This window comes from Amycolatopsis sp. NPDC000009 (assembly GCF_055563465.1).
In genome coordinates, this window is record NZ_JBVHDI010000021.1 from 67,662 (window position 1) to 92,765 (window position 25,104).

At 69.3% G+C, this 25,104-nt stretch carries 26 protein-coding genes; 9 read left to right on the top strand and 17 right to left on the bottom strand.

Annotated elements, in window-relative coordinates; all coding sequences use genetic code 11:
• The first annotated feature begins 23 nt into the window (after positions 1–23).
• Complete coding sequence (locus tag ACZ3HL_RS36650; RefSeq protein ID WP_465411605.1) at positions 24–293, top strand: hypothetical protein; 270 nt, start codon at positions 24–26, stop codon at positions 291–293.
• Between the two features lie 15 nt (positions 294–308).
• Here the strand turns inward: ACZ3HL_RS36650 and pspAB are convergent, their stop codons facing one another.
• The 7 genes from pspAB to ACZ3HL_RS36685 form a co-directional block, all read right to left on the bottom strand.
• On the bottom strand, positions 309–866 hold the full coding sequence (gene pspAB / locus ACZ3HL_RS36655; RefSeq protein WP_465535956.1) for a PspA-associated protein PspAB: 558 nt from the start codon (positions 864–866) through the stop codon (positions 309–311).
• 147 nt (positions 867–1,013) lie between these two features.
• Positions 1,014–1,712 (bottom strand): GAF and ANTAR domain-containing protein, encoded by a 699-nt coding sequence (locus ACZ3HL_RS36660; protein WP_465535958.1) that lies wholly within the window; start codon positions 1,710–1,712, stop codon positions 1,014–1,016.
• A 117-nt stretch (positions 1,713–1,829) separates the two neighbouring features.
• The gene (locus ACZ3HL_RS36665; protein WP_465535960.1) at positions 1,830–2,690 is read right to left on the bottom strand and encodes a spermidine synthase; all 861 of its coding nucleotides are present in this window, start codon (positions 2,688–2,690) and stop codon (positions 1,830–1,832) included.
• Entirely contained in the window at positions 2,690–3,061 is a 372-nt protein-coding gene (speD, locus tag ACZ3HL_RS36670) for an adenosylmethionine decarboxylase (protein ID WP_465411609.1), read from the bottom strand. The genes ACZ3HL_RS36665 and speD overlap by 1 nt, the downstream gene beginning before the upstream one ends.
• Positions 3,051–4,193, bottom strand: coding sequence for a type III PLP-dependent enzyme (locus ACZ3HL_RS36675; RefSeq protein ID WP_465535961.1), 1,143 nt, complete (start codon positions 4,191–4,193; stop codon positions 3,051–3,053). The genes speD and ACZ3HL_RS36675 overlap by 11 nt, the downstream gene beginning before the upstream one ends.
• Positions 4,194–4,238: 45 nt before the next feature.
• Positions 4,239–4,427, bottom strand: coding sequence for a hypothetical protein (locus tag ACZ3HL_RS36680; protein ID WP_125683248.1), 189 nt, complete (start codon positions 4,425–4,427; stop codon positions 4,239–4,241).
• 138 nt (positions 4,428–4,565) lie between these two features.
• Positions 4,566–5,750, bottom strand: a complete 1,185-nt coding sequence (locus ACZ3HL_RS36685; protein WP_465535963.1) for an MFS transporter — start codon at positions 5,748–5,750, stop codon at positions 4,566–4,568.
• A 93-nt stretch (positions 5,751–5,843) separates the two neighbouring features.
• Between ACZ3HL_RS36685 and ACZ3HL_RS36690 the strand changes: the two genes are divergently transcribed.
• The 3 genes from ACZ3HL_RS36690 (at position 5,844) to ACZ3HL_RS36700 (ending at position 9,406) form a co-directional block, all read left to right on the top strand.
• Complete coding sequence (locus ACZ3HL_RS36690) at positions 5,844–6,347, top strand: Lrp/AsnC family transcriptional regulator (protein WP_465535965.1); 504 nt, start codon at positions 5,844–5,846, stop codon at positions 6,345–6,347.
• Positions 6,348–6,359: 12 nt separating this feature from the next.
• A complete protein-coding gene (locus tag ACZ3HL_RS36695; RefSeq protein ID WP_465535967.1) occupies positions 6,360–6,923 on the top strand; it encodes an alpha/beta hydrolase in 564 nt (187 codons plus the stop codon).
• Positions 6,924–7,021: 98 nt separating this feature from the next.
• Positions 7,022–9,406, top strand: coding sequence for an ATP-binding cassette domain-containing protein (locus ACZ3HL_RS36700; protein WP_465535969.1), 2,385 nt, complete (start codon positions 7,022–7,024; stop codon positions 9,404–9,406).
• A 259-nt stretch (positions 9,407–9,665) separates the two neighbouring features.
• Here ACZ3HL_RS36700 and ligD read toward each other — a convergent pair whose 3' ends face one another.
• Positions 9,666–10,598, bottom strand: a complete 933-nt coding sequence (ligD, locus tag ACZ3HL_RS36705) for a non-homologous end-joining DNA ligase (RefSeq protein WP_465535971.1) — start codon at positions 10,596–10,598, stop codon at positions 9,666–9,668.
• Positions 10,599–10,672: 74 nt separating this feature from the next.
• Here ligD and ACZ3HL_RS36710 point away from each other — a divergent pair, with 74 nt between their 5' ends.
• Positions 10,673–11,344 carry a TetR/AcrR family transcriptional regulator gene (locus tag ACZ3HL_RS36710; protein ID WP_465411615.1) on the top strand — a complete coding sequence of 224 codons (672 nt, stop codon included), beginning with the start codon at positions 10,673–10,675 and terminating at the stop codon, positions 11,342–11,344.
• Here the strand turns inward: ACZ3HL_RS36710 and ACZ3HL_RS36715 are convergent.
• Together ACZ3HL_RS36715 and ACZ3HL_RS36720 are read right to left on the bottom strand one after the other, a co-directional pair.
• On the bottom strand, positions 11,292–11,618 hold the full coding sequence (locus ACZ3HL_RS36715; RefSeq protein ID WP_465411616.1) for a sporulation protein: 327 nt from the start codon (positions 11,616–11,618) through the stop codon (positions 11,292–11,294). The two genes, ACZ3HL_RS36710 and ACZ3HL_RS36715, sit on opposite strands and share 53 nt — an antisense overlap.
• Positions 11,618–12,184 carry a TetR/AcrR family transcriptional regulator gene (locus ACZ3HL_RS36720; RefSeq protein WP_465535973.1) on the bottom strand — a complete coding sequence of 189 codons (567 nt, stop codon included), beginning with the start codon at positions 12,182–12,184 and terminating at the stop codon, positions 11,618–11,620. The genes ACZ3HL_RS36715 and ACZ3HL_RS36720 overlap by 1 nt, the downstream gene beginning before the upstream one ends.
• Positions 12,185–12,270: 86 nt before the next feature.
• On the opposite strand from ACZ3HL_RS36720, the gene ACZ3HL_RS36725 reads away from it, so the two are divergent.
• Positions 12,271–13,395, top strand: coding sequence for an agmatine deiminase family protein (locus ACZ3HL_RS36725; RefSeq protein WP_465535975.1), 1,125 nt, complete (start codon positions 12,271–12,273; stop codon positions 13,393–13,395).
• Here ACZ3HL_RS36725 and ACZ3HL_RS36730 read toward each other — a convergent pair.
• The gene (locus ACZ3HL_RS36730; RefSeq protein WP_465535977.1) at positions 13,383–14,042 is read right to left on the bottom strand and encodes a GntR family transcriptional regulator; all 660 of its coding nucleotides are present in this window, start codon (positions 14,040–14,042) and stop codon (positions 13,383–13,385) included. The two genes, ACZ3HL_RS36725 and ACZ3HL_RS36730, sit on opposite strands and share 13 nt — an antisense overlap.
• Before the next feature lie 103 nt (positions 14,043–14,145).
• Between ACZ3HL_RS36730 and ACZ3HL_RS36735 the strand changes: the two genes are divergently transcribed.
• Entirely contained in the window at positions 14,146–14,946 is an 801-nt protein-coding gene (locus ACZ3HL_RS36735; protein ID WP_465535978.1) for a carbon-nitrogen hydrolase family protein, read from the top strand.
• Between the two features lie 106 nt (positions 14,947–15,052).
• Here the strand turns inward: ACZ3HL_RS36735 and ACZ3HL_RS36740 are convergent, their stop codons facing one another.
• The 3 genes from ACZ3HL_RS36740 to ACZ3HL_RS36750 all read right to left on the bottom strand — a co-directional run bounded on the left by ACZ3HL_RS36740 (position 15,053) and on the right by ACZ3HL_RS36750 (position 19,372).
• A complete protein-coding gene (locus ACZ3HL_RS36740) occupies positions 15,053–16,378 on the bottom strand; it encodes an alpha/beta hydrolase family protein (RefSeq protein WP_465535980.1) in 1,326 nt (441 codons plus the stop codon).
• Positions 16,375–18,696 (bottom strand): penicillin acylase family protein, encoded by a 2,322-nt coding sequence (locus ACZ3HL_RS36745; RefSeq protein ID WP_465535982.1) that lies wholly within the window; start codon positions 18,694–18,696, stop codon positions 16,375–16,377. Before ACZ3HL_RS36745 ends, ACZ3HL_RS36740 begins: the two co-directional genes overlap by 4 nt.
• Positions 18,697–18,793: 97 nt before the next feature.
• Positions 18,794–19,372: an ArsR/SmtB family transcription factor gene (locus ACZ3HL_RS36750; protein WP_465371954.1), complete on the bottom strand. Its 579-nt coding sequence runs from the start codon at positions 19,370–19,372 to the stop codon at positions 18,794–18,796.
• Positions 19,373–19,622: 250 nt separating this feature from the next.
• Here ACZ3HL_RS36750 and ACZ3HL_RS36755 point away from each other — a divergent pair, with 250 nt between their 5' ends.
• Complete coding sequence (locus ACZ3HL_RS36755) at positions 19,623–20,816, top strand: lytic transglycosylase domain-containing protein (RefSeq protein WP_465411622.1); 1,194 nt, start codon at positions 19,623–19,625, stop codon at positions 20,814–20,816.
• 128 nt (positions 20,817–20,944) lie between these two features.
• Positions 20,945–21,373 (top strand): pyridoxamine 5'-phosphate oxidase family protein, encoded by a 429-nt coding sequence (locus ACZ3HL_RS36760; protein ID WP_465411623.1) that lies wholly within the window; start codon positions 20,945–20,947, stop codon positions 21,371–21,373.
• 44 nt (positions 21,374–21,417) lie between these two features.
• Here ACZ3HL_RS36760 and gcl read toward each other — a convergent pair whose 3' ends face one another.
• The 3 genes from gcl to ACZ3HL_RS36775 are packed head-to-tail and all read right to left on the bottom strand — an operon-like array spanning position 21,418 to position 24,827.
• Entirely contained in the window at positions 21,418–23,112 is a 1,695-nt protein-coding gene (gene gcl, locus ACZ3HL_RS36765; RefSeq protein ID WP_465411624.1) for a glyoxylate carboligase, read from the bottom strand.
• A gap of 3 nt (positions 23,113–23,115) precedes the next feature.
• Entirely contained in the window at positions 23,116–24,003 is an 888-nt protein-coding gene (locus ACZ3HL_RS36770; RefSeq protein ID WP_465535983.1) for a 2-hydroxy-3-oxopropionate reductase, read from the bottom strand.
• Entirely contained in the window at positions 24,000–24,827 is an 828-nt protein-coding gene (locus tag ACZ3HL_RS36775; RefSeq protein ID WP_465535985.1) for a hydroxypyruvate isomerase family protein, read from the bottom strand. The genes ACZ3HL_RS36770 and ACZ3HL_RS36775 overlap by 4 nt, the downstream gene beginning before the upstream one ends.
• Between the last annotated feature and the right edge of the window lie 277 nt (positions 24,828–25,104).

Genomic DNA, 25,104 nt, shown 5'->3' on the forward strand with positions numbered 1-25,104 from the left:
GCGCGGGGAAGGGTGACCGGGACGTGACCACGAGAATCTGCGAGACCCGCCGCCGTCCCGGCACGCACGTCGTCCCGCGCCGGGATCGGGTCGCGGCCGAACCCGAGCGGCCGCCGAGGGTGGTGACGAAACCCGATACGCACGCCTCGCTGCTCGACGACGTCCTCACCGCCATCCGGCATCTCGACGGCGCGGCCCTGGCCACGCGGTCGCGACGTCGTCTCCCGGGGTGGAACCCGCGGGACCGGCGCGTCCAGCGACTACGCGGCTGGCTCAGCGGCGCACCCGGCTGACCTGGCGGGCGCCCGTCACACCGGGCGCCATCGGCCGATGTCGGACTCCATCGGCACGATCCGGGTCAGCGACGAGCGGATCTTCAGTTCCATCGCCCGGTCCCTGCCCCGGGATCCGCGAGGCGCGTACGGGTAGAAAGTGCCGCGCTCCCGCCGGTAGACCATGGTCAGCTTCGGATGACGCATGTCCCGCAGCTCGGCGAAGTCCACCGTCGTGTGCAGCAACCAGGACGCGAACCCGGCCTGAGCCAACCGCTCGTTGACGTCGGCGAGGTCGTCGAGCAACCAGCCGAGATCACCGTTCTCCCGCCAGCACCGCACGATCGTCCGCCCGACCGCGTCGTGATCGACGACGTTACGGCGGACGGGATCCCCGGCGAGCCCGGCGACGATCTCCGCATCCGTCCCCCGGCTCGGCCGGCCTTCCGCGACGAAGCAGACCGTCCCCGCCCCGGTGGGCGCCAGCCCATGCCCGGACCGCAGTGCCAGCGCCGCGGACCTCAGTTCCAGCAACGGAAGCAGGCTCGGCCGCACCGACCGGCCCCGCCCACGCAGACTTCCCAGCAACGCCATGACTTCACCGCACCCTTCTGCTGCGTGAAGCCTTTCCGATTACCCCCTCGGCCCCTAGGGCCGCACGGTCGCGCGTCGCCCGGGACAAGTCCCCGGTTCCGGTGACCAACGGCCCTACCGGCGTCCGCGCGCCGGTTCCGGCGGTCCTCACCGGTCTCGCGGCCGGAGTTCCCGGGTGTCCAGCGTGCCATCGACGATGCCACGCGCGACCTCCGCCAGCTTCCTGTTCGTACCGCGGGCGAAGGAACGCAAGCGATGGAAGGCGGTGCCGACGTCGACACCGCCGCGTTCGGCGAGCATGCCTTTCGCCTGTTCGATGACGACCCGGCTGTCGAGGGCGGTCTGCAACTGCTCCGAAAGCGTCCGATAGTGGCGCAACTCCCGCTGCTGCAGGAGACACGACGTCGCGACGTCGGCGAGCGCCCGGCCAAGACGGCGGTCTTCGGCACTCAGGACCACGGTTTCGGCACTGAGGAAGGCGATCGCGCCGACGGTTTCGTCCATCGCCCGCAGCGGCAGCGCGGAAACCGCGGCGTAGCCCTGCCCCGCCATCCTGGCGGCATAACCCGGCCAGCGCGAAGCCTCCGCGGAAAGATCGTGAACGGCGATGTCGTTCCCGGTTTCGAACGACTCACGCGCGGGCCCTTCCGCCACCACCGCGGGATGACGTTCGAGTTCCAGGCCCGGCAGGAAGATCTCCGTGGAATCGATCGGGAGCAGGCGCGCGCATTCGCTGGACAAGGTGTCCACCACCCGATCCGGTCCGAGGTCTTCCGCGACACTCGCGGTCAAACTCGCGAAGGCGGCACAGACCGCGGGTTCCCGGTCCGCTCGCCAGCTGCTCACCCGAGCGATTCTGGCCCCCACCGCGACCAGCGGCAACGACCAGATGGAGGATCCTGCACCGACGGCGTCACGCACGGCGACCACCGTTGATCTCGGTGGGATAACGGCGACGGACTCTCAGTTCCGCCGCAAGGAAAACGGCGGGACCGTGTTCGCCCTCAGCGCGTCCTCGTCCATTGTGGACTCTCCGATTCCCGCCTTGCCGAGCTTTTCCGCGACGAGCGCGCCGTGATCTTCGAGAGCGTCGGCCCTGCCGCTCAGGAACGCCCACTCGTGCTCGTCCGAACCGTAGTAGAGAACGGTCCCGAACGACTCGGTGAACCGGCGCCACGACGAGATCAGCGTCTGGTTGCGCCACAACGTCGGGCAGCCCGCCTGACAGCCGACCACTCCGCCGTCGGTGAGCAGTTCCGTGCACCTGGTCAGGAAGTCGGTACCGTACAACCGGTTGTGCTGGGCCTCGGGATCGTCGTTCTCGTCCGGCAGGTCGATCACGACCACGTCGTAGGAGTCCCCGCGCTCACGCGCCTCGGCGAGGAACTCCCAGCCGTCGCGGTAGTGGATCCGGATCTTCCCCTCCCCGCGCTCGGCGCGGGCCAGATCGTCGAGGGTGTAGCCGTAAGGAAGATGCTCGGCGCAGGCGCGCACCGCCTCGGCGTCGATGTCGACGTGGTCGACCACTTCGGCGCCCGCGGCGACCGCGAGCTCGGAGGCGACCCCTTCGCTGGAGCCGATGATCAGCACCCGCTCGACGCGCTCGGCGAGCAGCAGCGAGGGAAGCATCAGCGCTTCGTGGTAGACGAGCTGGCTCAGCTCGGTACTCTGCCGTTCGTCGTCGCAGAACAGGGAGATCCCTTGCGCGGTCCGTCCGATGAGGACGTTCTGGAACGCGGTGCGGCCCTCGAACAGGACCTCCTCGACGTCCCAGTTCCGGGTGAGCCCCGCGCCCATCGGCTCGACGATCACTCGCTGCGCCATCAGTTCTCTCCTCGTTCCACGGTGGACATCCGGACGGTCCCGGCGCCCAGCATCTTCGCCAGCAGTGCGACCGCGCGTTCCGGATCCGCCCGGTCCCCGCAGGTGAACACGTCCACGAACACCGAACCGATCTCCGGATAGGTGTGCACCGACGCGTGCGATTCCGCCAGCAGCGCGAGCACGGTGACCCCTTGCGGGGCGAAGGAATGCGACACGACTTCGCAGACCGTCGCCCCCGCCTCGGTCACCGCTTCGGCGAGTGTCTTCTTGAGGAGCAGGGCATCGTCGAGCAACGACGGCTCGATCCCCTCGAACTCCGCGAGTACGTGGCGGCCGGCGAACCGGCCGACAAGTGGTACTTCACCCGGCATCGGCGAACCTCCCCACACAATAAGTACGCAACGGCTCGATTCCGTTGAACGCGATGGACGAATAGCTGGCGGTGTACGCACCGGTGCCCGGGATGTCCAGCCGGTCGCCCGCCTTCAACGACAGCGGCAGCGCGCACGGCGTCCGCTGGTACAGCACGTCGTCACCATCGCAGGTCGGCCCCGCGAGGACCACCGGTCCTTGCGGTCCCTTGACGCCGACGGCCTCCAGCCGATACGCGACGGCTTCGTTCTCGCACTCCGCCATTCCGTTGTACCTGCCGACGTCGAGGTAGACCCAGCGGCGTTCGTCGGCGGCGGCGCGGGTCGTCACCAGGACGACCTCGGTCCTGATGAGCCCGGCGTCACCGACGATCACGCGACCGGGCTCCAGCAGCAACTCCGGCCCCGGTAGATGCTCGCGGCGGGCGTCATGGATCACCGCGGCGTAGTCCGTCAGCGACGGCACGGGCTCCCGGTGCTCGGTGGCGAACCCGCCGCCGATGTTGAGCCGCTCCAGTACGACGCCGGCGTCGGCGGCGACCTTGGCCGCGGTCGCGATCCCGATCTCCCAGGCGGCCGGATCCGGCTGCTGCGAGCCGACGTGGAACGCGATCCCCGGCCGCAGCCCGGCTTCCGCGACCTGGCGGAGCAGGACGGCGGCCACCGCGGGCTCGCACCCGAATTTGTGCCCGAACGGCGTGACCGAGTCCGGGCCGCCGGTCAGGAGACGGACCGAGACCAGCGAACCGGGCGCGTGCTCGGCCAGGTTCGCCAGATCACCGGCGGAATCCGTGGTGAACTCACGGATCCCGCGCCGGTGGGCGAAGGCGATGTCCGCCGGTTTCTTGATCGTGTTGCCGTACGCCAGGTCTTCCGCCGACGCGCCCCGGGACAGGCACAGCTCGATCTCCGCCGTGCCCGCCACGTCGAATCCCGCGCCGGCCGACGCCACGGCGTCGAGTACCTCGGGAGCCGGATTCGCCTTGACCGCGTAGCGGATCAGCGCGTCCGGGAACGCCGCCGAGACCGCGGCCGCACGCTCCGCGACCAGGTCGGTGTCGACGACCAGGCACGGTGTCGGCGGCTCACGGTCCGCCAGGAAGGCGCGGATCCGGTTCAGGCTTGCGGTCACACACCCCAGGGTGTCAAAGCCCGATCACCGGCCGGGAACCCGGGGTCACGCCCGGACGTCACCCGATGACTGCTCCGGAAGTTCGACGCCGTGCTCGGCGGCCAGCCGCTCCAGGTTGGCCAGATCGGCGCCGACGGCCGAGGCCCTGTCCTCGTCCGAGGCCTGTTTGGCGATCTGGACGTCCTCCCTCGCCTGCCGTACCCGGTCCCGCAGATTCACCGCGAACTCGCTCATCGTGCACCCCCGATCTCCCGCACCTTGTCTGCTTTCACCCTAGGACCCTCCGAATCGGTCACCCACGTGATCTGCGTCATCACGGGTTCGTTCGTGTCGGAGTGAAGCAGTATGACGGCAGGCCCCGGGTTTCGCAGATCAGCGGAGCCCGGCTTCTTCGACGGGTTCCGGCGCGGGCACCCGGCGGCCGATCACCGCGAGCGGAGCGAGTGCGCACAATCCCCCCGCGACGGCGACCAGAACGTATCCACCCAGGCCGAACAGCTGCCCGGCGAGCAGGCTCGCCGCGGCCGAGGTCCCCCAGACGAAGGCGTCGACGGTGCCTTGTGCCCTCGTCCGCTGCGCGGGCGGGAGATCGCGGCTGAGCAGGCTGCTGCCGCCGACGAACACCAGGTTCCAGCCGTAGCCCAGCAGGAACAGCGCGACCGGGATTCCCACGTGATGCGAATCGGGAGCGCCGATGACCGTCACCGCCGCGACGGTGAGCGTGCCGATCCCGCCGAAGATGGTCGCGCGGCCGCCCCAGCGGTCGGCGATCCAGCCGGACAACGGCGCCAGCGCGAACATCCCGGCCAGATGGGCGCTCAGCACCCAGCCGACGACGTCGAGTCCCTGACCGTGCTGGTGCAGCTGGACCGGTGTCATCGTCATCACCGCCACCATGGCCAGCTGCGCGCCGACCATCGCCACGAGCGGCCCGAAGATGGCCGGGTTCCGCACGGACATCCGTTCCCGCTTCGGCACCCCTTCCGCCGGAGCGGCGAGGCCTCGCGGCAGAGTGGCGACGGCTACCACGGCGATGGCCACGACGATCGCGCCCGCCACGATCGGGCCGGACAGGGCGGGCAGGTCCGCGGCTTCCGCCTTCGCCGCGGCCGGTGCGATCAGCGCGGGCCCCGCGACCGCGCCGACGGTCCCCGCCCAGACCATTGTGGACAGTGCGAATCCCTTGCGGTGCTCGGGCGACAGGTCGGCGGCGGTGTAGCGGGACAGTTGTGCGCCGCTGTTGCCGAAGCCGATCAAGGGCATCCCCGCCACCAGCGCGAGCACGGATCCGCCGAGCACGCCGGCGAAGGAGATCAGCGCGCCGACCACCGCGGCGCCGTACATCAGTACCAGGACGAGCCGCCTGCCGAAACGGGCGGCCAGCGCCCCGGACCACAGCGAACCCGCCGCGGAACCGAGTACCAGCACGGCGCTCGGCAGCCCGCTCCACGCGGCGCCGGCGTGCTCGGCCACGATCAATGCCGCCGTGGTGGACAGGCCGACGACGGCGGTACTGAGGCAGGCGACGCCCATGAAGAGCGCCAACATCGGTTTCATGATTCAAACCTAAGGATTCCGGGCGCCGCGGCGAATAGGCTGACGAAGGCCTCGCGGGGGTACGAGGCACTGGATGGAAGGAATCCGGGCGGTATGACCTTACGATCGGAAAGGGCGCTGGACGACCTCGACTGGCGGCTCCTCGAAACGCTCCAGAGCGACGGGCGGCTCTCGTTCAAGGAACTCGGCCGCCGCGTGAACCTCTCCGCCCCCGCCGTCGCCGAACGGGTCCGGCGGCTGGAGGAGGCTGGTGTCATCACCGGGTATCGCGCCCAGGTCGACGCCCACCGTGCCGGGTACGGCCTGCAGGCGTTCGTCGAGATGCGCTGCTCGCTCGGCAGTTGCCTGCTGCGCACCAGCAAGTCGGAGGACTATCCCGAGGTGGTGGAGCTGCATCGGCTCAGCGGCGACCGCTGCACCATGCTGAAGGTGCGGGCCGTGTCGCTCGAACACCTCGAAGGCCTCTTCGAACGGCTGGGCAAACACGGTGAGCTCCGGTCGTCGGTGGTGCTGTCGACGCAGTACGAGGGCAGGCCGGTCGGCCCGCCGGTCGAGGACTATCTGAAGGCGACGAAGAGCGAGGGCTGGAGCGTCTGAATACTGGTGCCCATGGCACTTCTGTTCGTGGACGGATGGTTCGGCCCGGAGCCCGGGGACTGGCAGTCGGTGTGGTGTGACCGCTATCCGGGGTCGAGGCGGTTCGAGCAGGACGACTGGGACTCGCCGGTTCGCGAGGACTGGGTCGCGAGACTCGACGAGGCGCTCGCGGGTACGACCACCCCTCCGGTGCTGGTGGCGCACAGTCTCGGCTGCCTGACCGTGCTGCACTGGCTCGCCGCCGGGGGTGACCGCCCCGTGCGCGGCGCCCTGTTCGTCACTCCTCCCGACGTCGAGGAGAATCCCGAGCCCGCGCTGGCCGGGTTCGGCCCGATCCCCCGCCTGCGGCTCCCGTTCCCGGCCGTCGTCGCCGCGAGCGCGAACGACCGCTGGATGACCCCGGCCCGCGCGCGATCCTTCGCCGGAAGCTGGGGTGCCGAGTTCGCCGACGCCGGTCTCGTCGGGCACCTCACCGGAGCGCACGGGCCGTGGCCCGAGGGCGAGATGCTCCTCGCGCCCCTGCTTCGCGAAGACGGATCAGGAATCGAGAAGCACAAGACGCCCGAACTCACCTAGCGTGACCATCGTCGAGGACGAACGGCTCGAAGCTGGTTAGATCGAGCCCGGTGAGGCTGACGGTCAGTACACGCGGCCCCCCTGAGGATGGAGAGAAGATGCGCAAGACCACCCGGCCGCAGCCGCCCGAGCAGCACCCCGCCGACAGCCACGACCTGATCCGGGTGCTGGGCGCGAGCGAGAACAACCTCAAGAACGTCGCCGTCGAGCTGCCGAAGCGACGGCTGACGGTGTTCACCGGGGTTTCCGGATCAGGTAAGAGCTCCCTGGTCTTCGACACGATCGCGGCCGAATCGCAGCGGCTGATCAACGAGACGTACAGCACCTTCGTGCAGGGCTTCATGCCGACGCTGGCCCGGCCCGAGGTCGACGTGCTCGACGGCCTGACCACCGCGATCATCGTCGACCAGCAGCGGATGGGCTCCGACCCGCGCTCCACGGTCGGCACCGCCACGGACGCCCACGCCATGCTGCGCATCCTGTTCAGCCGGCTCGGGAAGCCGCATATCGGCTCCCCGCAGGCCTTCTCCTTCAACGTCGCGTCGATCTCCGGCGCGGGCGCGGTGACCGTCGAGAAGGGCGGGCGGACCACGAAGGAGCGCCGCGAGTTCAGCATCACCGGCGGCATGTGCGCCCGCTGCGAAGGCCGGGGGCAGGTCAACGACATCGACCTCACCGCGTTGTACGACGACACGAAGTCCCTCAACGAGGGCGCGCTGACGATCCCCGGCTTCTCCATGGACGGCTGGTACGGCCGCATCCTGCGCGGCTGCGGCTTCTTCGACCCCGACAAGCCGATCAAGAAGTACACCAAGCGGCAGATGAACGACCTGCTGTACAAGGAGCCGGTCAAGCTCAAGATCGAGGGCATCAACCTGACCTACTCGGGTTTGATCCCCACGATCCAGAAGTCGTTCCTGTCCAAGGACCGCGAGGCGATGCAGCCGCATATCCGCGCGTTCGTCGACCGGGCGGTCACCTTCGCCACCTGCCCCGAATGCGACGGGAGCAGGCTCAGCGAGCTCGCGCGCTCGTCGAAGATCAAGCGGATCAACATCGCCGACGCCGGCAAGATGCAGATCAGCGACCTCGCCGACTGGGTCCGCGGACTCAAGGAGCCGTCGGTGGCGCCGCTGCTGGAGAAGCTCCTGCACACCCTCGACTCGTTCGTCGACATCGGGCTCGGTTACCTCTCCCTCGACCGGCCGTCCGGCACGCTTTCGGGCGGCGAGGCGCAGCGCACGAAGATGATCCGGCACCTGGGTTCCTCGCTCACCGACGTCACGTACGTCTTCGACGAACCCACCATCGGGCTGCACCCGCACGACATCCAGCGGATGAACAACCTGCTCCAGCAGTTGCGCGACAAGGGCAACACGGTGCTGGTCGTCGAGCACAAGCCGGAGACCATCGCCATCGCCGACCACGTCGTCGACCTCGGGCCCGGCGCGGGTACCGCGGGCGGGACGATCTGCTTCGAAGGCACCGTCGAAGGCCTGCGCGCCAGCGACACCATCACCGGCAGGCACCTCGACGACCGGGCGTCGCTCAAGGACAGCGTCCGCAAGCCGACCGGCAAACTGGAGATCCGCGGCGCGGACCGCCACAACCTCCGGAACGTGGACGTCGACGTCCCGCTCGGCGTCCTCTGCGTGGTCACCGGTGTCGCGGGTTCCGGCAAGAGTTCGCTGATCCACGGCTCCATCCCCGCCGCCGAAGGCGTGGTCTCGGTCGACCAGACCCCCATCCGCGGCTCGCGGCGGAGCAACCCGGCCACCTACACCGGTCTGCTCGAACCGATCCGCAAGGCCTTCGCCAAGGCCAACGGCGTGAAGCCCGCGCTGTTCAGCGCCAACTCCGAGGGTGCCTGCCCGAACTGCAACGGCGCGGGCGTCATCTACACCGACCTCGGCATCATGGCGGGCACCGCGACGACCTGCGAGGAATGCGACGGCAAGCGGTTCCAGGCGTCGGTGCTGGAGTACACCTTCGGCGGCAAGAACATCAGCGAAGCGCTCGAAATGCCGGTCTCCGAGGCCGTGAAGTTCTTCGGTGAGGGCGATGGGCGCATCCCGGCCGCACACGCCATCCTCAGCAGGCTCGACGACGTCGGGCTCGGCTACCTCAGCCTCGGCCAGCCGCTCACCACGCTTTCCGGTGGCGAACGGCAGCGGCTGAAGCTCGCGACGCATATGGGTGACAAGGGCGGCGTCTACGTCCTCGACGAGCCGACCACCGGTCTGCACCTCGCCGACGTCGAGAACCTGCTCGGCCTGCTGGACCGGCTCGTCGACGCGGGCAAATCCGTGATCGTGATCGAGCACCACCAGGCGGTCATGGCGCACGCCGACTGGATCATCGATCTCGGCCCTGGCGCCGGCCACGACGGCGGCAAGATCGTCTTCGAGGGCACGCCGTCCGACCTCGTCGCGAGCGCTTCGACGCTCACCGGTGAACACCTGGCGGCCTACGTCGGCAAGTGAGCCCTACCCTCCGCATTTAGTCCTCTAAATGCGGAGGGTCGCGGGCTCGCCCGCGTCGCGAAGCCACTTTCGGGACACCAGGTGTCTCCAAAGTGGCTTTCGCTACAGCCGAAGTCGGCGCCGAGGTGAGGTGCGGGCTTCACGGGGGCAGGGCACGTTGCGAAAGCCACTTTCGCAACCTTCAACGTTGCGAAAGTGGCTTTCGCAACCCTCACTCGACCCCACCCGGCCCGCATTTAGAGGACTAAATGCGGGGAAGTCAGTCGGCGTCGAGGCCTTCGCGATCCGCCCACTCGAGCAGGGTGTCGAGCGAGTACGCCGTGTCGTCGATGCCCGCGTGCAGGTCGCCGAGTTCGGCGAAGCGCGCGGGCACGGTGGCGATGGTGAACTCACGCGGTTCGACATCGTCGATCTCGTCCCACCGGATCGGGGTCGAGACGACGGCTTCGGGCACGCCGCGAACCGAGTACGCGCTCGCGATGGTGTGGTCGCGCGCGTTCTGGTTGTAGTCCACGAACAGCTTCGAAGGGTCTCGGTCCTTGCGCCACCAGGTGGTGGTGACCTCGTCGGGCATCCGGCGCTCGACCTCGTGCGCGAAGGCGAGCGCCGCCCGGCGGACCTCCTGGAAACCCCAGCGTGGCTCGATCCGGACGTAGACGTGCAGGCCGTGCCCGCCGGAGGTCTTCGGCCAGCCGATGATCCCCAGTTCGTCCAGGATCTCGCGGACCGTGCCGGCGACCTTCCGCACGGTGGAGAACGGACAGTCGGGCATCGGATCGAGGTCGATCCGCCACTCGTCAGGGCGTTCGGTGTCGGCGCGGCGGGAGTTCCACGGGTGGAACTCGACGGTCGACATCTGCACCGCCCAGATCACGTCCGCGGGATGGGTGACGCACAGCTCGTAGGCGTGTCTGCCGGAGGGGAAGTCGACGCGGACGGTCTGCAACCAGTCGGGAGCGCCGTTCGGCACCCGCTTCTGATGGACCTTCTCCCCCGAAACGCCGGACGGGAACCGGTGCAGCATGCACGGCCGCTCCCGCAGCGCCCGCACGATCCCGTCGCCGACGGCGAGGTAGTACCGGACGAGGTCGAGCTTGGTCTCGCCCCGTGCCGGGAAGTAGACGCGATCCGGGTTCGAGACGCGCACCGTCCGGTCGCCGACCTCGATCTCCACCGCCGAGCTTTTCGCCATACAGGGAAACTAACCCGAAAGCCGCCGGTCCGCGTCCGCTCGATGGCGATCCTCGCTCTGTCAGGATGAGCGACATGGCACCACGGGCACGCGCGGAGGCACTGACCCGCGAGCGCATCGTCGAAGCCGCCGTCGAACTCCTCGACGCGGCGGGCGAGCGAGGACTGACCTTCAAGACGCTGACCGAACGCCTCGCCACCGGCCCCGGGGCGATCTACTGGCACGTGCCGAACAAGGGTGCGCTGCTCGACGCCGCGACCGCGTCCGTCATCGCGACCGCGCTGAGCGTCGAGGCCGACGGCTCACCGGAGGACGAGATCCGGGCCATCGGACTCGGTCTGTTCGAAGCGATCGAGCGGCACCCGTGGCTTTCCCCGCAGCTCGCCGCACAACTCTCCCGCAGCCCTTGGGGTTCGGTGACGCCGCGGATCTTCGAAGGCATCGGACAGCGGGTCAGCGCGCTGGGCGTCCCCGAAACCACCTGGTTCACGGCGACTTCGGCGCTGGTGCACTACATCTTCGGCGCCGCGGGCCAGAACGCGGCGAACTCCCGGGTGCTCGGGCCCGGAGTGGACCGCGCCGAATTCCTCCACGCGGCGGCGAACGCCTGGGAGGAGCTCGATCCCGGCGAATTCCCCTTCCTCCGGTCCATCGCCGGCGACGCGCGCGATCACGACGACCGGGAACAGTTCCTCACCGGGATCGATCTGATCCTCGCCGGCGCCGGTGGATCACGGCGACCATGATCGCGAACACCGCACCGAGGAAGCTCACGTCCACCGCCGGGACCCAGCGCACCTCGCCACCTTTGAGGACGTACGCGCCGACAGGTCGCGCGGCGAGGATGAAACCGCCACCCTCGCCCTCCTTGTCCTGTTCGGAGCCGTGCCCGCCGCCTCCGCCGCCGATCACGCTCGCGGCCGGGACGACCACGACGCCGTCCTTCTCGACGGGCTCGCCGTAGACGCGCCGGACGGTGAGGTTGTCGCGCATGACGCCGACGACCTTTTCGAGTCCCATCAGCCCCCCGCCTTGTCCAGTTCCAGCGCGATCGCACCTCGCAGGAGGTCCCGCGCCCTGTCCAGGTCCATCGAACCAGAAAGCCACCGCTCACTGAGTCCTTCGACGAGCCCGGTGAGCCGTTCCGCGGCGTCCTCGGCGTCGACCCCGGCACCGTCGACACGTCCGATCACCTCGGCGACTTCGCCCACCCAGATCCGGGTCGACTCCGCCAGCGGTTCACGCAGTTCCGGGGCGAAGACGGCGCTGGCCCGCAATTCGCCCCAGGCCGTGCTGTTCTCCCGCACGGCCTGGGTGTCCTGAAGTTCACCGAACAGCAGGAGTTCCAGTTCGGCGCGGGGGTCCGCCGCCTCGGCCGCGGCCTCCTCGGTGTACGCCGCGGCGCGATCGCTGACGAACTCCAGCGTCTTCCGCAGGAGCCCGGCGCGGTTCGTGAAGTGGTAGTAGATCAGCGACGTCGAGATCCCGGCCTCCGCCGCGATCTTCTCGACCCGCAGGCCACGCACACCGCTGCGTGCGATCACCCGCACGGCCGCTTCCAAGATCTTCTGCTGACGTTCGAACACGGGTGATCACCTTAGCGACGGCATCCTGACTGAATTTTCAGTCAGGATGCTATCGTGTTTTCATCGGCCCGACCAAGGAGTGCAGAGTGTTCGATTCGTCCCTTCCCCGTCGCACGGTCCTGCGCGCGGTGACAGCGGTCGGCGCCGTCGCCGCCGGGAACGCGGGATGCTCATCCGAACCCGCCGCCGGCGCGGCGGCGGCCCGCAGGCTGGGCGCCGAATGGGAAAGTCACGCCCGCACCTACCTGTCCTGGCCTGCGTCGAAGTCCATCTGGGCGGAGGATCTCCCCGCCGTCCGCGAGGAGATCGCGGGTCTGGCCAAGGCGATCGCCGACTTCGAACCGGTGGTGCTCCTCGCCGGGCCCGAGCACGCCGACACCGCTCGGCAGGCGTGCGGCGACACCGTCGAGGTCGTCCCGATCCCGGTCGACGACCTGTGGGCGCGCGACACCGTCCCGGTTTTCGTGGAGGAGGCGGGCAAGGTCACGGGCGTCGACTTCAACTTCAACGGCTGGGGGAACAAACAGAAGCCGCACGACAACGACAACGCCGTCGCGAAGTCCGTGCTGGCCAAGTACGGCCTGGCCCGCACCGAAACCTGGATCACCGCCGAGGGCGGCGCATTCGAGACCGACGGCGCGGGCACCCTGATGGTCACCGAAAGCTCGCTCGTCAACGACAACCGCAACAAGGGCAGGAGCCGCCAGGAGATCGAAGACGAACTGAAGAAGGTGTTCGGCGTCCGGAAGGTCATCTGGTTCGCCGGCGTACGCGGCGAAGACATCACCGACGCCCACGTCGACTGCCTGGCCCGGTTCGCCGCGCCCGGCGTCGTCCTCCTGGACAAGGCGGCCCCCGGCACGCCGCCCGATTCGTGGTCCCGCGCGGCCGACCAGGCGAGGTCGGTGCTCGCGAGCACCACCGACGCCGACGGCAGGCCCTTCGAGGTCATCGAGCTCACCCAGCCGGATCCGGGCAAGGTCGAGGGCTACGGCGAGGACAGCGTGATCTCGTACGCCAACTTCTACGTCGCGAACAAGTCGGTCTTCATGCCGGAATTCGGCGACACCGAGGCGGACGAGCGCGCCCAGCGGATCCTGCGCGAGCAGTTCCCCGGCCGCGAGGTCGTGCCGGTGAAGATCCCCGTCATCGCCTCGGGCGGCGGCGGGATCCACTGCTCGACGCACGACCAGCCGGGTCAGCCCTCCTGAGGCAGCGCCGACATCACTTCGGACACCGGGCGCAGATGCTCCTCCAGCAGCCGCGACGCTTCCTTGGCGTCGTGGTCGTTCAGGGCGGCGACCAGCGCCCGGTGTTCCTTGTTGATCACCGTCAGCCGTTCCGGGCGGGCTTCCAGCGCGCGGACCGTGACCCGCTGCTGCCGTGACCGGAGCGTGTCGTACAGCTCGGTCAGGACGGTGTTGCCCGCGGCGTTCACGATGGCGCGGTGGAACCGCCGATCGAACCCGGATACGGCGAACCAGTCGCGTTCGGCGCCGGAGTTCGCCATCGCTTCGATGAGTTCCGGCAGCTCGACGGGGGCGCCCGCCCGGTTCGCGCAGAGCGCGGCGATGGCGTGCCCTTCGATCAGCCGCCTGCTCTGGTAGACCTCCTCCAGTTCCCTGGCGGTGACCGTGCGCACCTGCGCGCCCTTGCGGGGCAGGAGGCTGATGAACCGCTCGGCGGCCAGGCGGTGGAACGCCTCGCGCACCGGGGTCCTGGAGACGCCGACGACGCCGGAAACCCACATTTCGTCGAGGAACCGGCCGCCTTCCAGCTCACCCGAGATGATTCCGTCGCGCAGCCACGTGTAGACCCGCTCGCGCGCCGGGCCGCCCCCTTCGGCGGTCACAGTCATCTCGTTCCCCCTCTATTCCGTCACTTTCCGCGACAGAGCCTACACCTGGACCAGCCAAGTATCCATCATGTATACAAGAGTTCCACTTATTGGAAGGGGTCCCATGGTGCACGTCGCGGTGGCGCAGTTCGCGCCCGGCAACGACAAAGAGGCCAACCTCGCCCGAGTCGCCTCCCTCGTCGGCGAAGCGGCCGACCGCGGTGCGCGGGTGGTCGTCCTGCCCGAGTACTCGCTGTTCACCGTACCGACGATGAGCCGGGAATTCGTGACCTCGGCCGAAGAACTCGACGGACCGTTCGTCACCGAACTGCGCGGCCTCGCCAAGGACCGGCGGATCACCGTCGTCGCAGGCATCAACGAAGCGCTCCCCGGCGGCGAGCGGATCTCGAACACGCTGGTCGCGGCCGGCCCCGACGGCGCGATCGCCGCGCTCTACCGCAAGCTGCACCTGTACGACGCCTTCGGTTTCCGCGAATCGGAACTGGTGCGGCCCGGCGACATCGAAGCCCCGGAGACGTTCGAGGTCGACGGGATCACCTTCGGTCTCCAGACCTGCTACGACCTGAGGTTCCCGGAGGTCACCCGCCGCCTGGTCGACGCGGGCGCGGACGCGGTGCTGCTGCCCGCCGAGTGGATGCCCGGTCCGCTCAAGGAGGACCACTGGACCACCCTGGTCAGGGCAAGGGCGATCGAGAACACGATCTACCTCGTCGCGGCGGGGCAGGCCGCGCCGGCGGGTTCGGGCCACAGCATGATCGTCGACCCGATGGGCGTCGTAGTCGCCTCGCTCGGTGAGCGCACGGGCACCGCGACCGGCGAGGTCTCCGCCGAGCGGATCTCCGAGGTACGCGCCAAGAACCCGGCGCTGGAACTGCGTCGGTTCGCCGTCACCCCGAGGTCCTGAGTATCTTCTGACCCGGAGGTCCGTTCGTGAAGACACGCCCTCGGGCGTGGTGACGCGACTTCCGTTCGCCTGGGTGCCGGGTGGCCGCCCGGCACCCAGGCTCATTTCACGGCACCAGCAGTCCCCAATGGACGGCCCACGGGACGAACAGCACGGCTCCGGCCAGCAGCAGGCCGACGCGCACTCCCCCGCGTTCCTTCTTCCGCCACCACGAGACCGCGGTCGCCGCCCCGGCGGCGACGACCCCCACCGCGATCAGCTGCAGCGCGAGCCACGGCAACGTCCGTCCGAAAAGGACCGGTCCCGGCGCCATCGCCGCCCCCGTCGTCAGCACGACGTAGTAGACGAGGAATCCCACCGTGCCGAGCAGACCGGCCGACGTCAGCCAGCGCGCGGGCCTGGCGAGCGGAACCTCCTTGCGACGGCGGAACAACGCTGTCACCGGGTAGGCCGCGAACGCCAGCAGCGCCAGCGCCCAGACCCCGATCTGCACCCACGGCGCCTCGTACCAGGCGAGCGGCGCCAACGCGGCGCTTTGGCTCGCCTGGACCGGAGGCGGGTCGGCGGACGGGCCGGCCTTCGCTCCATTCACCCAGTTCGCGACGAGGTCGAGGTAGCCGGGAGCGAAGCCGTCGAGCTTGTCGAAACCGTCGGTGGTCCGCCGGAGCCCGTGTTGGGCCTGCGGGAACACTTTCAGCGTGTACTGCCGGTTCCCGGTTCGGTCCAGCGTCTCCCGGAAGATCCGGACGGCCTCGCCGGGCGGGGTGAGCCGATCCAGCTCACCCCACAGACCGAGCACCGGCTGCCGCACCTTCTCCAGCACCGGAACCGGGTCGTATCCGGCCTCGGGGAACACGCCCGCGCCCGCGAGGGTGCGCATGTTCGTCGACGACACCATGTCCACCATCGAACCGGTGACCCCGCCGCGGCGCAGGTAGGTCTCGAAGGCCCACGACTGCTGACGATCGGGCGAAACGCCGTTGGCACCGACGGTGACCACGAAGGCGACGTCCTTCGACTTCGACGCCGCCAGCGGCGCGACCCAGCCTCCTTCGCTCAGGCCCCACACGCCGACGCGGGACGGATCCACCCCCGGACGCGATCGCAGCGCCTGGACGGCGGCAAGAGCGTCGTCCGCCAGGACCGAGTAGTCCCGTTCGAACAGCGAATAGCCCTCGGTCCGCTTGTCGTAGATCAGGGTCGCGATCCCCGCCTTGGCGAAGGATTCCGCCTCGGCGCGGTAGTCGTCCCGGTCGTGTTCGCCGGATCCGTGCACCATGACGATGCCCGGTGCCGGACCGCCGCCCTCCGGCTCGACCACCGTTCCCCGCAGGGTGACCCCGTGGCTGGTGAACGAGGCTTCGCCGTCCGGAGTCGCGGCGGGCAGCGGTGACGAGACCGCCACGACGGCCGCGAGCAGTGCCGCGATCATCGCCTGCTCACCCGGACGACCTCCAGCGACGGCGACGCGAGGATGTCCTTCTCGCAGTACCGTTCGGTGACCCATTGCTTACGCGAGTACAGCTCCGTCTGGTCGCCGTGGTGCGCGGACTCCGGGTTCGCGGACTGCGAGTAGGTCAGCAGCGTCGTCGTGTCCGGGCACCCGGTCCCGTTGAACGCCACGACGTGCAGATACGTCCCGCCGTGCGTGAACTCGGTGTACCCACGGGCCGGATCCCACGGCCCGCCCAGCGAATCGTAGACACCTCGGCCCGCGGTTCCCCCGCCCAGCGGGATCTTCCGGCCGTCACGGACGACGTAGTGATTGTCTCCGTACGGCGCGTCGAGCGGGATCTTCGCCGCTCGCAGCTCCGCGACGGCACCGGAAAGCGCCTCGCGGATCGCCGCGACACCCGTGTCGAGGGTGTTCGGCGTGTGGACCGGATCCTTGGCGTCGAACGGGACCTTCCAGATCGACGGCCCCATTCGATCCACAGCGGCCCAGAACCGGTCGAACAGCAGCGCGCCCCGGCTGTCCACGTCCGAACGGCCGTCCCAATCCGCCAGCGCGGCGCACGCGGCCCCCATTCCCGGCATCGTCCGGCACATCGCGACGACGTCGGCACGGACGAGTTCGGCGGCGTGGTCCCGGTGCGAGAACATCAGGTCCCGCATCGCTTGCCCCGTGAAGCCGCCCTTCTTCAGCTGATCGGCGATCTCGACGAAGCCGCCCCGCGTCCGCAGGTTCTGTTCGTAGCGGACCGGGCCCACGATCCTGGGAAAACCGGTCTTCGGCACCGCGGGATTGGGCAGCCAGTAGCTGTCGTTCGAGTTCGCCACGTAGTCGGTGCGGCTCAGACTCGGCAGGCTGGACGGGCCGAAGACCCCAGGCCGCAGCGCGTCGCGATCCCGGCCCCACGCGCAGGCAATCTTGGAGCCATCGAGCACCGCGACGCCGTCAGCCTCGAACATTTCCTTGCCCAGCGGCGTGTTGCAGCGCGCGGCCTTCTCGTCGGTGACGTGCGGGACCCCGTGGATCTGGCTGAACTCCACCCGGCCCCGGTCGTCGGTGGCGAGGATGTTCATCCACGGCAGCCCTTGCGTCTCGCGGACCGCGCCGATCATCTCCCCCGCCGTCCGGCCGCGGGCGATCGCGAACATCGAGTTCGTCATGCCGAGGTTCGTGGCGTTGGCGTCCGCGATGGCGAACGCGGCCGACGTCGTCCACGGCAGTTCCCGCTGCCCGAGCCGGGTCGCCACCGGGCCGTACCGCGTCGTCCACTGTGGACGAACAACCCGCTCCAAGGTACCGTCGGCCTTGCGCGACAGGACACTCACGTCGTGGCGGCGCATCCGCTCGGGCTTCCCGTCGACCAGATACGTCGTCGGCGAGCCGGGCACGAGCTTCAGCTCGAACAGCGTGTACGTACGAGTCGTGTCGGTGGCGGTGCCGCTCCATGCGGCGGTTTCGTTGTGCCCCAGCCACATGAGCGGAATGCCGGGGATACCGGCGCCACTGACGTTCAGCTTGCCGGGCAGCGTCAGCTGCGACTGCCACAGCCTGGTCCCGCTCAGCTGCCACGGCAGGTGCGGGTTGGCCAGCGAGACGCCGCGTCCGTTCGCCGAGGCGGCCGAGCCGATCGCGATCGCGTTGCTGCCGATCCCGGTCTCGCCGAGCATCTGTTCGGTACCGCCGCCCGCGGGCGGGGCACCCGGCAGCGACGCGGTGATCGAGTCCGCGACACCGCCCTGTCCGAAGATCATGCCGACCGCATGGCTGTGCCGGTGGACGTCGAGTTCGGTGATCGGCTTCAGCCAGCCGGCGCCCCGGCAGGCCGGATCGGTGATCTCACCGGTGCGGAGGTACTTGTTGACCCCCTCGACGTAGCCGCGGATCAGTTCGCGGACCTCCCGGTACGGCCCGCGCGGCGCGGGCGCCGACAGGAGCCGCTCGATCACCCCGCTTTCGTTCAGCCCCTGGAAGTACAGGTCGCTCGCGAGGTTCGTGCTCGCCTGGCTCACCCCGCTCGTCGGCGGCGCGTCCGGCCCCAGCCAGCGGGAACGCTCGGCCCGCGTGGTGATCGCGACGTCCGCGATCGCGCAGATGTTGTCCTTGGCCGCGGCGAACCCCTGCCCGAAGCCGAGATTCACCCAGCCGTCCGCGACGATATGCGGGATGCCGTATTCGGTGTAGCGGATGGTGGCGTCCGGCCGGGATGCCCCGTCCGGCGGTTGCGCGGCCGTCGCGGTCCCCGCCGCGAGCAGGCCGGCCACGGCGCAGACGGCCGCGGTTCTCTTCCAGAGCAGCATGCTGCTCCCCCTTGTCTGTGGAGTCGTTCGTGAAGACACGCCGTCCGGCGTGGTGACGCGACACCGGTGGTCGAGTGGCCGCTCTCCCACCGGTTGTTCACTTCCCTTCCCTCACCTCCCCGTCGGCGTCCGGGAACGCGGTCCAGCGCACGAGCACCTTCCGCGCGTCCGGGCCCGGTTCCGGCCGCCAGTAGCGGCGCAGCAGGTCCAGGTACTCGTCGAAGAACTCCTTGAGCTCTTCGAGGTTCAGGTGGACCGAGCCACGGGAGAACACCAGCGCGTCACCCCATTCGCCCAGCTCACCGCGCCGCTCGAGGAAACGCGCCAGCTGTTCGAGGTCCTCGGTGAACGCGGCGCGCTGCGCCTCGTCGAACACGGCGCGCATCTCGTCGTTCTGCTCGCTGTGCCGGGGCCAGCGGATGTCGCGTGGACGGGCGCGCCACCAGCGCTCCTTGCCGTGCGCGAGCTCCGGCGCCTCGTCGACGAAGTCGTATTTCGCCAGTTCCCGCAGGTGGTAGCTGGTCGCGCCCGAACTCTCGCCCAGTTCCTTGGCCAGCTTCGTCGCCGTCGCGGGCCCGCGGCCCAGCGCCTCCATGATCCGGCGACGCAGCGGGTGCATCACCGCCTTCAGCACGGCGGCGTCGGCGATCTCTTCGGGTGGCGGTGGACCGGTCATGGCTCCACCGTAGCCGTGCAAAGGCGATTGTGCAAAGGACTCTTTGCACGCGGTTCAGACCACCCTCGCGGAGCGGTCGAGGATTCTGCTGACGGTTCGGTGAACTCAGCGTGAAATTGACAACTTCACTACGAAGGTCTTGTGCCGGGCGGACGAAAACTCGACAGGTTCGCGGGTTTTTCGTTGCGTCGTCCCCGAAATTCGGTTGTATCGGATAGTTTTGCCCGGAGTCGACCTAGCGGGAGAGAACATGCCGAAGCACCGCCCTCGACAGACGGACAAGTTGTCCGCCCGGCACCGGACGGCCTTCGCGCTCGCCGGTGGTGCGCTCGCCGTGCTGCCCGCGGTCACCGCGTCGGCGGGCCCGGACGCCCCGATCGCCGCGCCGAAACCGGCCGCACCGCAGAACCAGGCGTCGGCCTGGCAGCCGCCCGCGGGCACGGTCCCGGAGATCGCCGTCGACGGCAGCCTCCCCCAGCCACCCACGCCGGACCCGCTGACCGTCCCCGGCCACAGCGGCAACGTCGGCGGCGCGTTCGCGCCGTCGGGCGCGCTCGGCATCCCCGCCAGCATGATGAAGGCGTACAAGAACGCGGCCGACATCCTCGCGAAGGAACTGCCCGGCTGTCACATCGACTGGGCTTTGATCGCGAGTATCGGCCGCATCGAGTCCAATCACGCGCGCGGCGGCTACGTCGACGCGAAGGGCAACACCCTCGAACCGATCCTCGGTCCGCAGCTCAACGGCGCCGGGCCGTTCGCGGCCATCCCGGACACCGACGGCGGCAAGTACGACGGCGACACGGTGTGGGACCGCGCCGTGGGCCCGACGCAGTTCATCCCGTCGACGTGGAAGGGCTACGCCTCCGACGGCAACGGCGACGGCGAGTCGAACCCGAACAACATCTACGACGCGACGCTGGCCTCGGGCCGGTACCTCTGCTCCGGCGGCGTCGACCTGACATCCGAGCAGACCCAGCGCGTGGCCGTGTACCGCTACAACCACTCACTGTCCTATGTGGACACCGTGATCCGCTGGGCGGTCGCCTACCGCGGCGGCGTCGCGACCACGCCGGACAGCCAGGTGCCCGTGGGTGCGCCCGACTCCGCGGACGTCGCCGCCGGCACGCCCGGCGGCGAGGTCCCGGTGCCGACCCTGCCCGGCACACCCCCGCCCGGCACGACCACGCCGCCGCCGACCCCGCAGCCCGGCACGTCGCTCCCGCCGAGCAGCACCACGCCGCCGAGCAGCACTTCGCCCTCGAAGCCGACCAGCACCCCGCCTTCGTCGACACCTCCCTCGTCGACACCGCCTTCGAGCACGCCTCCGTCCTCGACGACGCCTCCTCCGTCCAGCACGTCTTCCGCGCCGCCGTCCTCGACGCCTGCCGAGAACACCGGTGAGACGAGCCCGACCAGCACCACCACTTCCCCGACCCCGTAACGCCTCGTGAGTGGTAAGGACGGTTCTAACCGTCCTTACCACTCACGAGTCCGAGCGCCCGGAATGTCCTGAAGACAGGCCGCGTTGTGGCTTCTCGTAGATCACCAACCGAGAGAAGCGAGACACGGATGTCGTCTTTCGTCATGACCGCCGAAGAACGGGAAGCCTTCCTGAGCGAGGTCCACATCGGGGTCTTGGCCGTGGAGCGGGAAGGCCGGGCCCCGCTGGCCGTGCCGGTCTGGTACGACTACGAGCCCGGCGGCGAACTCCTGATCTGGATGGACGGCGGTTCGGTCAAGGACAAGGCGATCAAGAAGGCGGGCAGGCTCAGCCTGGTCGCCCAGACGGAGACCTTCCCCTACAAGTACGTGACGGCCGAGGGTCCGGTCATCGCCAACGACGCGCCGCCGACCAGGGAGCAGGCGCTGAAGATCGCGCACCGCTACCTGCCCGGCGAAGAGGGCACGAAGTACGTCGACGGCGCGCTCAGCGACAACTCCGTGCTGGTCCGCGTCCGGCCGGAGAAGTGGCTGAGCAACGATCAGAGCAAGGCCTGATTGGATGACGGTGTCCCGGCGGGCGGGCCGCCGGGACACCGTCATCAGCCCGCGATCGGTTCGAACTCGACGACGCTGTCGAGCGCCTTGCCCATCGCGGCGTTCCCTTCGCGTTCGATCATGATCTCCACCAGCACCGGCCGCGACGTCCGCTCGGCCTCCTTACGTGCCCACTCGAGCGACGTCCGGATCTCGCCCGGCTCGGTGACGCGGGTGCCGGAGCAGCCGTAGGCCTCCATGACCTTCACGTTGTCCGTGCCGATCTTGTCGTAGTGGATGTCGACCTCGAAGTTCATCTCGTACCCGGTCTCGGCCTGCCGGATGAGCCCGAGGTACTCGTTGTTCAGCATGATCAGCACGAACCCGACGTCGTACTGCGCGGCGACCGCCAGCTCCTCCACCAGGAACTGGAACGAGTAGTCCCCGACGACGCCGACGACCTCGGCCTCCGGTTTCGCCTTCTTGACCCCGATCGCCGCCGGGATCTCCCAGCCGAGCGGTCCCGCCTGGCCGCACACCTGGTAGTGCCGCGGCTTGTGCGCACGCTGGAACTGCCCGGACCAGATCTGGTAGAGCCCGATCGCGGTGACGAAGTAGGCGTCCTCGCCGTAGAACTCGTTGATCTCCTTGAACACCCGGGGCGCCTTGATCGGCGTGTCCTCGAAGTCCTCGCGGCGCGGCAGGCTCTCCTTGAGCTCGCCGATCCGCCGGGGCCACGCGCGATCCCGCGCCGGCGAACGCTTCGACGCCGCCTCGATCAGCGCGTCCAGGAAAGCGCCCGTGTCCGACACGATGCCGAGATCCGGCCCGAAGACCTTGCCCAGCTGCGTCGGCTCGATGTCGACGTGGATGAACTTCCGGTTCCCGCGGTAGACGTCGAGGTCACCGGTGTGCCGGTCACCGAACCGCGCGCCCAGCGCCAGCACCAGATCCGCTTCGAGGAAGGCCGCGTTCGCCCATCGCTGCGAGGTCTGGATACCCGCCATGCCGGCGAACAGTTCGTGGTCCTCGGGGAAGCTCCCCTTGCCCATCAACGTCACGCCGACCGGGACGCCCAGCAGTTCGGCCGCGGTGCGCAGCCGGTCGCTCGCGTCGCCGAGCACCACGCCGCCACCGGCGAGGATCAGTGGCCGTTCGGCGGCGAGCAGCAGGTCCAGCGCTCGCTCGACCCTGGCCGGTGACGGCGTCGCCCTGGTGACCGGCAGCGGCGAATCGATACTGGAGTCCCACTCGATCTCCTGCCGCTGGACGTCGATCGGGAGGTCGATCAGCACCGGCCCCGGACGGCCGGACCGCGCGATCCGGAACGCCTCCCGGAACACCCACGGCAGCTGAGCCGCCTCCTTGACCTGCACGGCCCATTTCGTCACCGGTTTGGCGATCTCGACGATGTCGACGGCCTGGAACGCCTCGGTGTGCAGCTTCCGCGAGTCGGCCTGCCCGGTGATGCACAGGATCGGGATCGAGTCGGCCTGCGCGGTGTAGAGGCCGGTGATCATGTTCGTCCCGGCCGGCCCGGAGGTGCCGATCGCGACGCCGACGTTGCCGGTGGTCCTCGCCCAGCCGTCGGCCATATGGGTCGCGCCCTCTTCGTGGCGCACGATCAGGTGCTCGATACCGCTGTCCTGCATCGCGTGGTACAGCGGGAGGATCGCGGCTCCGGGGCAGCCGAACGCGGTGTCGACGCCCTCACTGACCAGGACGTCGACGACGGCCTGCATGGCGGGGATTCTGGGCATGCGTCACTCCTTGTTTTCCGCGCCGGACAGCGTTTCGACGACCTTCAGCAGCGCGGAGTGATCGAGCGAGCCGTGGCCCATCGCCCGTCCGGCGGCGACGAGCTGGGCGACCAGCCCGGTGAGCGGCAGCGCGACCTCGGCCTGCCTGGCGGCGGCGAGTGCGATGCCCATGTCCTTGTGGTGCAGATCGATCCGGAAGCCCGGCGCGAATTCCCGCGCCACCATGGACTTCCGCTTCAGTTCGAGGATCCGGCTGCCCGCCAGGCCGCCCGCGAGGACGTCCAGCCCGACACCGGCGTCCACGCCGGAGGCTTCGAGCAGCACGATGGCTTCGGCGATCAGCCCGTAGGTTCCGCCGACCACCAGCTGGTTCGCGGCCTTGACGACCTGGCCGGCACCGTGCGGCCCGACGTGGACGATCGTCTTGCCGACCGACTCCAGGATCGGGAGCGCCGCGGCGAAGTCCTCGGTATCGCCACCGACCATAATGGACAGTGAAGCCTGCTCGGCCCCGGCCTGGCCACCGGAAACGGGCGCGTCCAGCACCCGGATCTCCCGTTCGGCCGCCCGCTCGGTCACCTCGATGGAGGTCTCCGGCCGGATGGTGCTCATGTCGATCAGCAGGGTGCCCGGTTTCGCCGACTCCAGCACCCCGCCCGCCGCGAGCACGACGGCCTCGACCTGCGGGTGGTTCGGCAGCATGGTGATGACGACCTCCGCGCCCGCCACGGCGTCCGTCACCCCGTTCGCGGCCCGGCCGCCCGCGGCTTCCAGCCTCGCGAGCGCCTCGGCGTTCGTGTCGAATCCGCTCACCTCGTGGCCGGCGGCGACGAGATGTCCCGCCATCGGCCCGCCCATGATCCCCAGGCCGATGAATCCCAGCTTGGTCATGCCAGTCCCCTTCGTTCGAAAGGCAGCCACGACAGCGATTCCGCGCTCGGCCCGTCCGGTTTGTATTCCACGCCGACCTGCCCGCGGTAGCCCGCCGTCTGCAGCTTTTCCAGGTATCCCTCGATGTCCAGCGTTCCGGTCCCCGGCTGGTGGCGCCCTGGGGCATCGGCGATCTGCACATGGCCGATCCGTCCGGTGTGGACGGTGGTGACCGTGTCGAGGTCGTCACCGTTGACCGCCAGGTGGTACAGGTCGGCCAGCAGCTTCACGTTGTCCCGCCCGAGTTCGTCGAGCACCTTCAGTACGTCGTCCGCGGTCTTGAGCGGGTACTTCTCCGCTCCCGACAACGGCTCCAGCACGATCTCCGCGCCGATGCGCGCGGCCGCGTCCGACGCGAGCGCCAGGTTCGAGAGGCCGAGCTTGTCCTGAGCGGCCGGGTCCGCGCCGTCGACCCGGTTGCCGTAGAGCGCGTTGAACCGGCGACAGCCGAGCCGCTCGCCCAGGTCGATCGCGGAGGCGATACCGCGGGCGAACTCGTCCTCACGGCCGGGCCAGGTGACCAGGCCGCGATCGCCGCCCGCCATGTCACCGGGGAAGAAGTTCAGCCCGGTCACCGCCACGCCCGCCCGCTCGACCGACGCCACGAAGGCGTCGACCTCGGCGTCGTCCGGCGCCGGCGTCTCGAACGGCCACCAGTACTCGACCGCGGTGAAGCCCGCCGCGCGCGCCGCCTCCGCACGGTCGAGCAGCGGCAACTCGGTGAAGACCAGCGACAGGTTCAGCACGTAGGGCAGCGCGTGGCGCGAACCGGCAAGATCAGCCATCGAAACCTCTGTAATTTCGCTATGCGGAAACTTTCTTTCGTATATCGAGAATAGCCCGCTGACCTGTCCTCGGTCAACGGGCTGTATCGCGGCGATGGGGGTACGCGTGTCGCGTTCGAGTAGGCGGTCGAGCCTCCGGCGCTGATGTCCCGAAAGCCACTTTCGGGACATCAGAAGTCGCGAACGTGGCTTTCGCGACGCGCCGCCACCGCTCACGTCACGACCGGCCCTGCCGACCCCGCCCACCGACGCGTTGCGAAAGCCACTTTCGCAACGT

Bases quoted from the DNA above. Each gene is read 5' to 3' on its own strand.
- speD (WP_465411609.1), bottom strand. From the start codon at position 3,061: ATGCCGGGTGAAGTACCACTTGTCGGCCGGTTCGCCGGCCGCCACGTA.
- ACZ3HL_RS36730 (WP_465535977.1), bottom strand. From the start codon at position 14,042: ATGACTGTGACCGCCGAAGGGGGCGGCCCGGCGCGCGAGCGGGTCTAC.
- ACZ3HL_RS36715 (WP_465411616.1), bottom strand. From the start codon at position 11,618: ATGGGACTCGAAAAGGTCGTCGGCGTCATGCGCGACAACCTCACCGTC.
- ACZ3HL_RS36685 (WP_465535963.1), bottom strand. From the start codon at position 5,750: ATGAAACCGATGTTGGCGCTCTTCATGGGCGTCGCCTGCCTCAGTACC.
- ACZ3HL_RS36750 (WP_465371954.1), bottom strand. From the start codon at position 19,372: ATGACCGGTCCACCGCCACCCGAAGAGATCGCCGACGCCGCCGTGCTG.
- ACZ3HL_RS36695 (WP_465535967.1), top strand. From the start codon at position 6,360: ATGGCACTTCTGTTCGTGGACGGATGGTTCGGCCCGGAGCCCGGGGAC.
- ACZ3HL_RS36740 (WP_465535980.1), bottom strand. From the start codon at position 16,378: ATGATCGCGGCACTGCTCGCGGCCGTCGTGGCGGTCTCGTCACCGCTG.
- ACZ3HL_RS36665 (WP_465535960.1), bottom strand. From the start codon at position 2,690: ATGGCGCAGCGAGTGATCGTCGAGCCGATGGGCGCGGGGCTCACCCGG.
- ACZ3HL_RS36690 (WP_465535965.1), top strand. From the start codon at position 5,844: ATGACCTTACGATCGGAAAGGGCGCTGGACGACCTCGACTGGCGGCTC.
- ligD (WP_465535971.1), bottom strand. From the start codon at position 10,598: ATGGCGAAAAGCTCGGCGGTGGAGATCGAGGTCGGCGACCGGACGGTG.
- ACZ3HL_RS36760 (WP_465411623.1), top strand. From the start codon at position 20,945: ATGTCGTCTTTCGTCATGACCGCCGAAGAACGGGAAGCCTTCCTGAGC.
- ACZ3HL_RS36755 (WP_465411622.1), top strand. From the start codon at position 19,623: ATGCCGAAGCACCGCCCTCGACAGACGGACAAGTTGTCCGCCCGGCAC.
- gcl (WP_465411624.1), bottom strand. From the start codon at position 23,112: ATGCCCAGAATCCCCGCCATGCAGGCCGTCGTCGACGTCCTGGTCAGT.
- ACZ3HL_RS36745 (WP_465535982.1), bottom strand. From the start codon at position 18,696: ATGCTGCTCTGGAAGAGAACCGCGGCCGTCTGCGCCGTGGCCGGCCTG.
- ACZ3HL_RS36700 (WP_465535969.1), top strand. From the start codon at position 7,022: ATGCGCAAGACCACCCGGCCGCAGCCGCCCGAGCAGCACCCCGCCGAC.
- ACZ3HL_RS36710 (WP_465411615.1), top strand. From the start codon at position 10,673: ATGGCACCACGGGCACGCGCGGAGGCACTGACCCGCGAGCGCATCGTC.
- ACZ3HL_RS36770 (WP_465535983.1), bottom strand. From the start codon at position 24,003: ATGACCAAGCTGGGATTCATCGGCCTGGGGATCATGGGCGGGCCGATG.
- ACZ3HL_RS36680 (WP_125683248.1), bottom strand. From the start codon at position 4,427: ATGAGCGAGTTCGCGGTGAATCTGCGGGACCGGGTACGGCAGGCGAGG.
- ACZ3HL_RS36735 (WP_465535978.1), top strand. From the start codon at position 14,146: ATGGTGCACGTCGCGGTGGCGCAGTTCGCGCCCGGCAACGACAAAGAG.
- ACZ3HL_RS36775 (WP_465535985.1), bottom strand. From the start codon at position 24,827: ATGGCTGATCTTGCCGGTTCGCGCCACGCGCTGCCCTACGTGCTGAAC.
- pspAB (WP_465535956.1), bottom strand. From the start codon at position 866: ATGGCGTTGCTGGGAAGTCTGCGTGGGCGGGGCCGGTCGGTGCGGCCG.